Consider the following 12,970-nt stretch of genomic DNA (forward strand, 5'->3'; position numbering starts at 1 on the left):
TGACAAAAAGACTTGGTGAAACCAAAAACGATATAATTAAATCATAATATAATATGTAATTGGATCAGAATTGGTAAAGAATTTGTTAATGAAATAATAAAGTAGATAAAAAAAGATATTGTTTTAGTTGCAAATCTACAATCCTAACCGATTAAAGAAGTAGGATTTATTAGTTAAAGTTGTTTAAAAGAGAAGGATTTAAGGAAGACTAATGTAGAAAAACAATACAGGCTATTATTTAGCTTGATAAGATTGATAATAATGCAAACTCATCCTAGGTTGATACAAAGATAATTATAACAGTACTAATGATAAAGAAGTTAAACAGTAAGTTATATGATGTTGTTGAAATGCTAACTATAGATGCCATTGATTATACTAAGATCATTGATACATATCACATAATAATGGGGTATTTTTCAGCTAAATTACTATCAAAATTAATTAAACGATCCTATTATATCGGAAGATTGATCTTATCACAACAGCTAAATCTATAGATTAAATATATGAAAACAATTTACCTCATTCTTTGTGGAAAAAAGCAAAAAATATCAGAAAAGATTATGAATAAAAATGCTCTGCTAATAAAAGTAAGAGATGAAAATGGAATAAAGATAAACCTAAAGACGGAATAATATAATCAGAAAGGCTCAATAATTTACATAGCAAAAGAAGGAATTAATTTAAATAAATTATAGAAAAAATATTAAAATTAAAGTTATTAATTTTTGTTATCTAAAAATAATGGTTTATATAGCATTATTAAAAAGCCGTGGCCGGGCTTTGAACCCGGGACCTCTGCCTTACCAGGGCAGCGCTCCACCAGGCTGAGCTACCACGGCCCAATAATAGTTTAACGCATAGGATTAAAATAATTTTTTGATTTCTTCCTTTTTTAATTAGCTAGTCTTAATAAGTTAAATAAAATTAATTATTTATAATCTTTGTTTCTTAATTAAATAAAACCTATTATAACAATTAAACAGGCTGGCTTAATTCTCAAATATATTAGTATTAACCAAAATATATTATATATTTTGGACTAAACCATAACTATTCTATTGAGTAATATTAAATTAATAGGAGGTTACCCTAAATAAATTAAATTGAAATTTTTTAATATCATGTTATATTATATATCTAATTATTAATTATCTATATTTTAAATATTATTTAAATATTATAAATATAATTTTTGAATATCAATAATAAAAGATCTTTGTCTTTCTTTTATATAATTTTAATTTCCATTTTATTTATTAGGGCTTGAACCTAGATTAGATGATAAATGATAGAGAGAAGTTAAGCTACTGGTACATGCCTCAATTTACCTAGTATTTGAGCTAATGTCATAGTTAAACCAAATAAATATAAACTGATCCAAGATGAAAATGAATCTCTGATCCGAGTTAGCCTCTGATATATGAAGAGTGAGTATTTAGGTTAACGCTCGGATTTTTACTAACTAAAGACAACAAGCTATTATTTAAATCGAAGATCTTTTTTAAACATCAATTGCTTTACCCGCAATTATTCCATTTTAATTATCTTAATTATTATGATGTAAAGATAATTATTTCTTATTTAAATAGCTCTTTATCCTTAATTCCATTCTTTTCAAATACATACTTAGTATTGATAGCATTAAGCTTTGAAAACCTGTTGCAGTTAATATAAGTGCTATGATTGCCTTAACAAAGTGGTCTATATGAAGAAAAACATAATCATATACTGTATAGAAACCTATTATTAAACCCGGAATCATCAATAAAGACCCAACAAAGAAAAATAGGGTTACAGGGTTATACCTCCAAGAAAGCCTTAACATATCAATAGCTATTTTAATTCCATGTCTTATACCAAGTTTCTTCTTACCTTTTCTTTCTCTATAATCTATATTAACTTGAGCTATTTTGTTTCCAGTCGAAGAAATGTGGGCAGCTATTTCACTCTCAACACTAAATCCCCTCATCTCAAATAGAGCTCCTTCTAATGCCCTTTTCCTTATCATATACATACCGCTTAATACATCATTTAAATGTACACCAAATAATAAACTAAAAAAATTTGTTAGAAACCAATTACCAAACCTATAAACAATACTTTGGTTTTTTCTGTTCCTAACTCCTATAACTTCATCAACTTCTTCATCATTCATTAATATGCTATGCATTTCCTTAATATATTTAGCCGGATAAGTATAATCACCATCAATTATCAATACAATTTCTTTATTAACATGATTTAATGCCTCTTTTATTGCTTCTGCCTTTCCCTTCCCTTTTTGAATGAAAAATTTTACTCCTCTTTTTTCTACTTCATTTTTTGTGTTGTCTTTACTATTTCCATCAACAACAATTATGTTTTCTTTGTTTACATATTGTGTTATTTCATCAATAGTTAAACCAATACCATCTTCCTCATTTAATGTTGGAATAATAACGTTTAAATTATTAATTTGCTCCATTTTCCACCAAGTTTATTAATAAAAAATTGGAATATAAACTTATTTTTTGTAAATTACGCCAAACTCTTAAAAGGTTAATCCCAGATTTTTTATTGGAAACAGCTATTGAGTTTGTATTAACATCAAAATTAACCTCATCCCTTCTATTAAATTTGATAGAGCCTGTTGAATAAGCCTTAACAGAAATCCTTCACCTTCAATAGCAGGTGTTTATGAATTGCTGAAAATACTTATAAAAAATATAAAACGACCTTTAATATTGATTACCCATCAGTTTTATTATATAAATGGGAATCATTTTTACATCAAACTTCGCTTTATTTTATAGGAGGTAATGTAAATATTACACATGATTTAATAGCAACTAATGAGACAATTAAGCTTTATAAGCAATTATTGCAAGAAGATTGTAAGTATTAATTGTTCCATTTTATCATCTAATAACTATAATAGAATATGATAATGGAAGGTCGCCTGATCTTTTAATATAGCTATTAATGGTAAAAACATGACTAAATATGTATTTGATATAAATGCAAATATGCTGCATGAACTCCAGAGCAAGCGTTTAACATGAGCATTATATGGCTATATAATGATGTGGGAATCAATGTAACTGATGTAGATTACCAAGCATTTATACAAATGGTACCAGATTTAACTATTGTAAGTTAAAACTTAAACTTGGGACCTCATGGTATTTATTTTATACAAAACTCTGCAGGCCAAAAAATATATTAAGGGATACAAATCTATCAAATCTATTTGATTTTATTTACTTTATCCAATCACCAAAATTGACCCAAGAAGAGCTAATACAATATTTGGCTAAGATATACATGGAATATCCAGGAAGTGTTGATGTTGTTGCTTTAGATGGAGAAATGTAAGTTTAGCAAGAGAATATTTAATTGCTTTCTCTTCATTATTAAACCAAAGCATATCACGAATTGTTCCATTATCATTCAAATATTCTCTAAATGCTAGTATAATAGGATTTAATGAGTAACTAATATGACATTGTATGCTTTGAATTATGGTAATATTCAAGAAAAGATTAATCCAATTTATATGTATTATACTCTTTGGAATTACTTATATGTAAGCGAAGGAAGCGATTTGACATTCCAAGCAGGTCCTCCAAATAATGGGCTTGTTTGGTTAGCAAAACAACCAATAATTTATGATAATGCTATTATTAATTATGTTAAAAAGCCATTTAACGATATCTTCCCAATAAATTCATCATTATTAACTGTTAATAATACCTTAATGATAAGGTTTAACAATTCTTTAACCCAAGGATTCAATATATCAGTTAAATTAAACATAGTTATTTCAAATAATACTAAAAATATTAGCAGAGAAATAGCTATAGAGCCTGAAATATCAAATGTATTTTTAAATAACGTAAATTTGATTGCTAGCGATAATAAGCTAACTGTTTATGAGTTTTCTCCTATAAGCAATGCAGAATTAGGGGTTAGCATTATACCAATATCTAGTTATTGACTATTGATAGGCAAATATGCTATAAGTGAGATACCAGTTAGTAATATAAGACACATTACAAAAACTTCTACAAGTCCTTCTTCAGAAAGTAGTACCTATTCTAATACACAAGTTAAAACGACAAAATCAAATATTAGGCTATATTTATATAGCAATTATTGTTATTTTAATTGCAGCTGTAATGATTATTAAAAGATAATATACATTTAATATAAATTTTTAATTAATTAAAAATAAGAAAAATTCTTTATTATATTGTAATGCAGGATTTGAACTTATGGGATTTAATAAATGTAAAATGAAACTCCAGTAAGTTAGTAGTTCAGTTTATTTTATATGCATTTTTACCTCTCATTAATTTATATAAGTGTGTTTTTAGTACAAATTAATTAGTGGGGTGGGATAATATTGGGTAGGAAAGATAGATCCTTATCTAAAGGCGCGTTATATGGAATAATAATCGTAATTATCGTGGTAATTATTGTTGGAGGAGTAGCAGCATATTATGCAACTAAAAAGCCTATAACTACAACAAGTACTACTACATCATCTACAACAACATCAACTGCTACAACCACTACAACAAGTACTACTACATCCATAACCTCAACAACTCCAACAACATTTTCAACATTAAGTCCAGTTGCAACATCAACATATGCATCAGTAGCAGGAACACCAATTAACTTTGTATTATCATCATTTACCCCATCAAGCAATAGATATGCATTATTCTATGCAGGTAATGGGAAAGTAATAAACACAACATCACAATACGTTAATGTAACCTATAATTATCCAGGTCATTATTTAGTTTATTATAATGTATATCAAAGCGGTTCATTAATGGGTTCTTCATTAAGTAATTTAATAGAAATAACAGTAGCACCAAATGTACCATCAAGCCTATCAGATTTAGTTACAGTTCCAACAATTACATTTAACATAACAAGAAATCCAACAGCACCAATTTTCTCAACAGGTGAAACAGTTTATTTATCAGGAGGATTTTTGCAACCACCATCTGGTCAAAACATGACAATATATGAATATGTATGGAACTTTGGTAATGGTCAAACAATGACTGTTATGGCAAACCAAACAACATTATTACCTGAAGAAAACCCAGTTAATGTAACTTATTCTTCACCAGGATTATATGCTGTATCATTAACAGTAATAACTAAAAACGTTTCATCTGGGAAAACATATAACTATACAACATATCAAAGCATTGCAGTATCAGGCATAAATATGGCATTTTCATTATTTGAGTTTTCAAGTAGTGTACCAAACCCAGGTGTTATACAAGTAGCAGAAAATCAACCTGGAGGTCCTTATTCTTTAGATCCCGATATAGATTATGAAGTAGTAGGATTTGAGGTGATAGCAAATGTTTACCAGACATTGCTATTATATAATGGATCAAACACAACATCATTTATACCATATGCTGCAGCAGAGGTTCCTACTGTACAAAATGGCTTGATAAAAAATAATTATACTGAATATATATTTCCAATAAGATCTGGATTGTATTTCTCTAATGGAGATCCTGTAACTGCTTATGATGTATGGTATTCAATAATTAGGGCCTTATTATTTGTTGGGGGATTACCAGGAACTCCTGATTGGATAATTGCACAATATTTAATACCTAATGTAACTGCAGGTGTTCCCATAGTCTCATCACCTAATGATACCCAAGCATTTGAAGAAATAATGAATTCTGTTACTTATAATAATCAAACAAATGAAGTTATATTTCATTTATGGAGGCCTACTGCCCCTCAGGCCTTATATACCGCATTAGCTGATCCATTAAGCACTGGTATATTAGACGCTAAATGGTTAGAACAAGTTGGAGCAGGAATTAATTTCACTCCAGCTGGATTTTATCAATATGAGCAGCAAGCAAATGTTGGTAATTATAACCAAGTTGTAGAATGGAGTCCTATGGGTTCAGGACCATATATGGTTAAATCATTATCACCGGGACAAAGTATTGTTTTAGCTCCTAATCCATACTATCCAGGACTTCCTGATATACCTAAACCAAATGATACTGTTATAATATATTGGGTTAAAGATCCAAACACTGCATATGAAATGTTTGCATCTGGACAAGCTGATATCTTAGAAGATATACCAACACAATATATACCTTTGGTTGAGCAATTAGAAAGCAAAGGACAGGCAAAGATTTACACATTCCCTGCTTTAACTGAGCTGTTTTATGTATTTAACGCTAATATAAGCCAACCAAACCTAAAAGCTTTAGGTGCACAATACTCAATACCTTCATATTACTTTGCTAATCCATTGGTTAGAAAAGCATTTGCATATGCATTTAATTATACAGAATATCTAAATGATATATTAGGTGATGTTAAGTATCATTTTGATTTTGGCAATTATTATTGTGGAGTTATAATACCTGGATTACCAAATTATATTCCACCAACGGAGCTAACAGGTTGTCCAACATTTAACTTAACATATGCAAAGCAATTAATGGAAGAATCTGGATTTTATAACATATCAGTAAACTTCCCAATCGTAATATTTAGTGGTGATATAACTGATTTTACTGGAGCACAGATGTGGAGCCAACTATTAAATGAAATGGATCCAAACATAAAGGCAACACCCATTTATATGCCCGGATCAACTATGATGTCTTACTGGGTACCTGGATTAAATGGACAACCTATATTTACTGGTGGATGGATAGCAGATTTCCCACTAGATTCTGATTTTACAAATGCTATGTATTTACAGGGAGGGTTCTTCCCAGCTGCTGCTGGTTGGAATGTATCATACTTTGAAAACCTAAGCAAATACTTTGCATCCCAAGGTAATTCCTATCTTGCAAATCTATTTGCTAATGAGTCTCAAGAATATGAAGAATTGAATAATTTAATAAACTTGGCAAATAATGCTGCTTTATCTGGAAATAACGCTTTGGCTGCTAAATATTATAAAGAGGCCGAACAAATAGCAGTTAACTTATATTTATATGTCTACACTTATCAAGAGAATATGTATTGGATAATAAAACCATATATGATACCATATAAAAATCAAATAAGTTATCAAGAAAATCCAATGATAGGAGGCGGAGGGGATTCTCTATTCTATTGGTGGTTTAAGGGATAATATTTTTTTAATTTTTATTAAATATTTTTTAAAGGTTAATTTGCATCAAAACTTATAAATTCTCTTCTCTTATGTATTTTAAGGAAATATAGGCAAAAAATATAATGCTGGTGAGATCATGGAATACAAATGGAATGTATTATCAAATACTACATTAGGGGTTTTAATTGGCATGATGAACTCTACAGTTTTATTAATAGCTTTGCCAGCAATATTTAAAGGAATAAACATAAATCCATTATTACCATCCTCTTTTTCCTATCTTCTATGGCTATTAATGGGCTATGGTGTCACTACTTCAGCCTTAGTTGTATCAATAGGAAGGCTTTCTGATATTTATGGTAGGGTAAAGCTTTATAGATTAGGTTTCATTATATTTACCATTGGTTCAATCTTGTTATCAATTACTTTTGGCAAAGGGGATTTTGCCGCAAGCGAATTAATAGCATTTAGAGTTATTCAAGCTATTGGTGGTTCACTATTAATGGCTAACAGCACTGCATTAATTACTGATGCGTTTCCATTAACTGAAAGAGGTAAGGCATTAGGTTTAAACCAGATCTCAGGTTTATTGGGAAGCATATTAGGCTTAATCGTAGGAGGCATTTTAGCAACAATAAATTGGAGGCTAGTATTTTTAATAAGCGTTCCATTTGGGATAATAGGAACAATATGGTCATATAAATCTTTAAAAGAAATAGGCATAAGGAATAGAAATGAAAAAATTGATATAATTGGTAACATAGATTTTATCTTAGGTATAGTATTGCTTTTAACTGGAATAACCTATGCATTGGAACCATACAAAAACTATCCTTTAGGTTGGTATAATCCTATGGTAATTGGTTTATTAATATCTGGGGCTGCTTTGCTAGCAATATTTCCATTTATTGAGATGAAAGTAAAGTATCCAATGTTTAGACTTGAATTATTTAAATCGAGGTTATTCTCAGCAGGAATTTTTGCTGCTTTATTAGCTGGATTAGCTTATGGGGGTCTAATGATAACATTAGTTGTTTTATTGCAAGGTATCTGGTTACCATTACATGGTTATTCCTTCTCAGTAACCCCATTATGGGCAGGAATTTATATGATACCATTAATGCTAGGCTTCGTTGCATTTGGCCCTATTAGCGGAGCTTTGTCTGATAAACATGGAGCAAGAGGTTTAGCAACAGGAGGTATGATAGTAGTTTTAATTTCATTTTTATTATTGATAACTTTAAAATATGACTTTCCATACCCAGAATTTGCATTTTTCATTTTCTTAGCTGGTGCTGGAAATGGCCTTTTCGTTGCACCTAATACTGCATCAATAATGAATTCTGTTCCAGCAAATCATAGGGGCGTTGCTTCCGGTATGAGAGCGGTTATGACAAATATAGCAAATACTACAAGCATTGCATTATACTTTTCCTTATTGTTATCCGCATTTGAAGCTAAACTACCAAATACTTTATATACTGCTTTGATTTCGGCTGGTTTTCCAAATAATATAGCATATATGATATCAAAAATGCCTCCAACTGCTGCTCTATTTGCAGCATTTCTAGGATATAATCCAATGCAGTCAGTCCTAAGTAGTTTGCCTAACTTAGCCTCTCAACTTGGAAATAGCGATCCATCTGGTTTAAGCGAAGTTCTAAGCAATACATGGTTCCCGAAGGTTATTGCTCCAGCATTTATGTATGCTCTAAGATCTGTTTTATTAATATCATCTATAATCATTATAATAGCTGCTATTGCGTCTGCATTAAGAGGAAAACATAATTTAAATAATTTAAATAACACAAATAATTAAAATTTAAATAATCAATAATTTATTGTCAAGCTTAATAATTATCAAAATAATGAAATTATGATATCAAAAAAAGTCTTGCGTCATTCATTTAAGAGGATACGCTAAACTAATTTATATGCAATAAAAAATTTTCTTAAATGCAAATATTATAGATAACAATATTTACCTTAAATAATTTGTAATATTTTTTAAAAAAATTCTTAAATAATTTTAATACCTCTAATAATCATATAATCTAGCATTCTTATAATACTTAAAACATATCAACAATTCTTTAATAATAAAAATATACATAAGATAAAAATATGAAAGAAAAAATTATATATTAATGATCTGATTTCGATGTAACAAATGATTTACCTTTTAGGGCTAGGTTTCTCTTAAGGTTGAAAAGAGGAACGACAAGCCTCGCCTTTTAGTGTGGAGAGGAGGTCAGAAGAGAAAGGGGATATAATAGTAGAATCTTGCATCACTTATGAAAAGTTAAATTATTAATTTTTAAAACATTTAATAAATTTTTCCCACTTATTATTATAGGCGTATTTTTCTTAACATTAAATCTTTCTGCTAATACTTCACACTTAGCTCTAAACAAGTGAAGGGTATCAATTTTTTTATTAGAAAATAAGTATGCCTCTAAATTAGCTATTCCTTTAGCTATGATAAATCCCTCATTTATTTTTTTAATTGGTGAATAATTGCCATCAATAATTATATCTGCATCTATTTCATCTGATGTTACATCGATTTCATAGCTATTTTTTCTTATCACTGTTTTTACATTATATCCATTTTTTATTAAAGATTCTTTTAATAAAAGATCTATATAAACTTCTCCAGAATTATCAAAAATTAAATAAATTTCCTTTTCTTTAGGCAAATTTATTTTTTCATATACTTTTACTTCATCATGCAAAGCATCTTTTAAATCAACATACTCATAACCTAAAACATTTATATCTATTATATTTGCTGAGGCAGAAAATTTTAATGCAAGATCTAAGTTCCAGTTGTTTTCTATAAGCTCTTTTCTTACTATTAAAGAAGCTTCTTTACCAATTTTATTTAAATTCATTTTCAATTCTTTATATGGATCTTCATCTTTAATTAACTTCTTTATATAATTAAAACTATCAACAAACAATGAATCCCTATCCTTATTTGATTCCAATTGATAAGACAAGTCCTTTAACAAATATGGTATCTTATCTCCTCCTTTTAATCTTATTAAATCTTTGACCCTATTTTCAATTAAGCAAAGCTTACATTTCTCATCAATCATATTCATTAATTACCTCCGCAACGTTTTTAATATCATTAAAATCTATATCTCCCATAAGGCCTATTCTTATTACTTTTTTTGAAAGATCTCCCATACCTGTTGCTATTGCATATCCTTTTTCTCTTAGTCTTTTAACAATTAATTCAGCATTGTTTGTGTAAAATGCTGAAACTGTATTGCTTTTAAATTCATCTTTTGCAATTGATTTTAATTTTATCAAATTATTTAAATAATCGCTTCTTTCCTTATGAATTTCCGTATATCTATCCAAACCTATTTTTAGTATATAACTTGTTGAATAATCTAAACCATATATAACATTTATTGGGGGAGTATATGGAGTTTCGAATTTGTTTTTCATATTAATGAATTTATTTAAATCCATACTTAAGGGGAGTTTATCTAGGTTTCTTGGTTTAACATTATAAAAAATAATTGATGCACCTGGTATTGACATAAATGCTTTATGTGATGCAGTTGCTATAACATCTATTTCTTTATCAATCCTTTCAGCTGGTATTCCTGAAACGCTATCAACTAAGAGGACTGCATCTAATGATTTAGCAATTTCTTGTATTTTTTCAACATATCTATTAGCAACACCTAGGCTCGTTTCATTATGAACCATTGCTATTGCCTTCAAATCTTTAATTTTCTTCGCATAGTCTTGCAAGACATCAGGAGGGACAACTTCTCCTAATTCACTTTTTATTACATACAACCTTGCCCCTCTTGATATAAGGGCTTCACCAAGTCTTTTGCTAAATTCACCTATATCTAATAATATAACTTCTTCTTTTGGATTAACATAATTGTATACCATAGTATCTATAGATAAGGTTCCTGTACCTGGAAAAATTATCGCATTTCCTTTAACAATTTTTTCCATCTTCTCCAAAACTGAAGAAAATATTTCTTTAAATTCATTTGATCTATGAAAATAAGGTTGTCTTTTAATATAATCCAAAACTTCGTTAGGTAATTGTATAGGTCCTGGCGTCATATATTTTATCATTTCTTCTTCACCTCTTCTATTATATTCTTTGCTAATTCTTCGCTAAGCCTATCCATTGCCTCATAAGTTTCAGATCCTATATGAGATGTTACAATAACATTCTCATGTGATATCAACTCTTTAAATAAATTATCTTTAGGAGGCTCTTGCTCTAACACATCTAATCCAATACCTTTAAATTTGTTAATGTTTTCTAATAAAGCCTTTGTATCAATGACTTCCCCTCTGGCTGTATTAATTAATATTGAATTGTTTTTTATCAATGAAATAGTATCTTTATTTATCATATGATATGTTAAAGGAGTTAGTGGAACGCTTATAGAAATTATATCGCTATTCCTTAATAAATAGTCTAAAGAAACTTGCATACCTTCAAATTTCTTAACATCATTGCTCACATCAATAATATCGTTTGCCAGTATCTTCATTCCCAATGAATGTGCAATCTTAGCTGTTTCCCTCCCAATCCTACCAAATCCTATGATACCCAATGTTTTGCCTTCAACTTCATTACCTAATATTTTGCCTTTTGGCCATTCACCTTTTTTTACTGATTCAATTATTGTGTAGAGATGCCTTTCTAAAATAAGAATCATTGATATTATTAATTGAGCAACGCTCTTACTAGGGGAATTGGGTGCATTTATTATCTTAATACCCTTTTTCATTGCATAATCTATATCTACATTATCTAAACCAACACCAAACCTTGCTAAATATTTAAGTTTATTTGAGCTATCAATAATTTCTTTGTCTATTTTTAATCTACTTCTAAAAACTAGAATTTCGTAATTTTTTAGAACATTTATTAAATTATCCCTTTGTAATCCAGGAACATAGTCTACATTAATTCCACCTTGTCTTAACAAAAAAACTAGCCTATCAGGTACGTTATCAACAACGAGTGCGTCGACAATTAACACCACCTGCGTTTAAATTTGTTTTAACCAGTTTATAAATTTTCCCACTTATGTGATCTTTAAAAAATTTTTTGATTAAAATAGCTACTCGTTAATAAAATTCTGCAGCAATCCAATTCCTTGATTTCTAAATCCTTAACTGAAAACTCTTCTTTATGCAATGGACTTTTTAATACTATTGTATGATATTCCCCTTTTTCCCCCAAAGGATCTGCATTATCTTTTTTAGCTAACTCTAAAAACCAATTTATATTATCTTTATTAATTATTTTACCAACGCTTTCCCTTAAATTTTTAGGTCTTGCTCCCAGAACTTTAAAGCTATAATTATCTTCAATATCTTTCATTAAAATTTCTAATGTATCCAAACTCCACAAAGGTTCTCTTAATTTCGCTCCAGCTTCTCTAACAAGGTTTTCCATATATTTTAGATGATCCTCTACAAATACATCTCCCGCTATTAATGTATCAGTATTAAGTTTTCTTAATAGTTCAACTGTTTCTATAAATTCCTTACCTTTATGTAACCTTTTTACAACTATGGGTACCCCTATTGCAGATGCAGAAGCAATTGTTGTCTGTAAATTAACTATATGAGGACTTGGTTCAGGAAACTCATAAATTAGAAAGAGAAAGGCGTCAACAGGCCATTCTATTTGCGCAGCTCTTAATCCATCTTTACCCCCAGAGAACATAGCAATCCTAACCACTAATTTCTCACCCCTTATAAATGAAATGAAGAAATATAAAATGTTAATTATATCAAAACATTAATTCATTAGTTTATTAAATTAAAATAACAACAGTAAAC

Annotated in this window: 9 protein-coding genes and 1 tRNA gene; 4 read left to right on the top strand and 6 right to left on the bottom strand. The window is 29.2% G+C overall.

What is annotated here, in order from left to right; genetic code table 11:
* Positions 1-308: 308 nt before the first annotated feature.
* Positions 309-500: a hypothetical protein gene (locus CALAG_RS07945; RefSeq protein ID WP_157463199.1), complete on the top strand. Its 192-nt coding sequence runs from the start codon at positions 309-311 to the stop codon at positions 498-500.
* Positions 501-771: 271 nt separating this feature from the next.
* On the opposite strand, the gene CALAG_RS04670 is transcribed toward CALAG_RS07945, so the two are convergent.
* A tRNA-Thr gene (locus tag CALAG_RS04670) sits at positions 772-845 on the bottom strand.
* Positions 846-1,576: 731 nt separating this feature from the next.
* On the bottom strand, positions 1,577-2,470 hold the full coding sequence (locus tag CALAG_RS04675) for a glycosyltransferase family 2 protein (RefSeq protein WP_015232583.1): 894 nt from the start codon (positions 2,468-2,470) through the stop codon (positions 1,577-1,579).
* A 1,014-nt stretch (positions 2,471-3,484) separates the two neighbouring features.
* Here CALAG_RS04675 and CALAG_RS04680 point away from each other — a divergent pair.
* The 3 genes from CALAG_RS04680 (at position 3,485) to CALAG_RS04690 (ending at position 8,942) form a co-directional block, all read left to right on the top strand.
* Positions 3,485-3,982 (top strand): hypothetical protein, encoded by a 498-nt coding sequence (locus CALAG_RS04680; protein ID WP_048816763.1) that lies wholly within the window; start codon positions 3,485-3,487, stop codon positions 3,980-3,982.
* Between the two features lie 408 nt (positions 3,983-4,390).
* Complete coding sequence (locus tag CALAG_RS04685) at positions 4,391-7,141, top strand: ABC transporter substrate-binding protein (protein WP_015232584.1); 2,751 nt, start codon at positions 4,391-4,393, stop codon at positions 7,139-7,141.
* A gap of 118 nt (positions 7,142-7,259) precedes the next feature.
* Positions 7,260-8,942 (top strand): MFS transporter, encoded by a 1,683-nt coding sequence (locus CALAG_RS04690; protein ID WP_015232585.1) that lies wholly within the window; start codon positions 7,260-7,262, stop codon positions 8,940-8,942.
* 469 nt (positions 8,943-9,411) lie between these two features.
* On the opposite strand, the gene CALAG_RS04695 is transcribed toward CALAG_RS04690, so the two are convergent.
* The 4 genes from CALAG_RS04695 to CALAG_RS04710 are packed head-to-tail and all read right to left on the bottom strand — an operon-like array spanning position 9,412 to position 12,869.
* Positions 9,412-10,230 (bottom strand): ARMT1-like domain-containing protein, encoded by an 819-nt coding sequence (locus tag CALAG_RS04695; RefSeq protein WP_015232586.1) that lies wholly within the window; start codon positions 10,228-10,230, stop codon positions 9,412-9,414.
* Positions 10,217-11,239 (bottom strand): pyridoxal-phosphate-dependent aminotransferase family protein, encoded by a 1,023-nt coding sequence (locus CALAG_RS04700; RefSeq protein WP_015232587.1) that lies wholly within the window; start codon positions 11,237-11,239, stop codon positions 10,217-10,219. The genes CALAG_RS04695 and CALAG_RS04700 overlap by 14 nt, the downstream gene beginning before the upstream one ends.
* Entirely contained in the window at positions 11,236-12,165 is a 930-nt protein-coding gene (locus CALAG_RS04705; RefSeq protein ID WP_015232588.1) for an NAD(P)-dependent oxidoreductase, read from the bottom strand. The genes CALAG_RS04700 and CALAG_RS04705 overlap by 4 nt, the downstream gene beginning before the upstream one ends.
* Before the next feature lie 53 nt (positions 12,166-12,218).
* Complete coding sequence (locus CALAG_RS04710) at positions 12,219-12,869, bottom strand: TTX_0299 family putative ATP pyrophosphatase (RefSeq protein ID WP_015232589.1); 651 nt, start codon at positions 12,867-12,869, stop codon at positions 12,219-12,221.
* Positions 12,870-12,970: the final 101 nt, after the last annotated feature.

It is taken from the genome of Caldisphaera lagunensis DSM 15908, assembly GCF_000317795.1.
Classification (GTDB): Archaea; Thermoproteota; Thermoprotei_A; order Sulfolobales; family Acidilobaceae; genus Caldisphaera; species Caldisphaera lagunensis.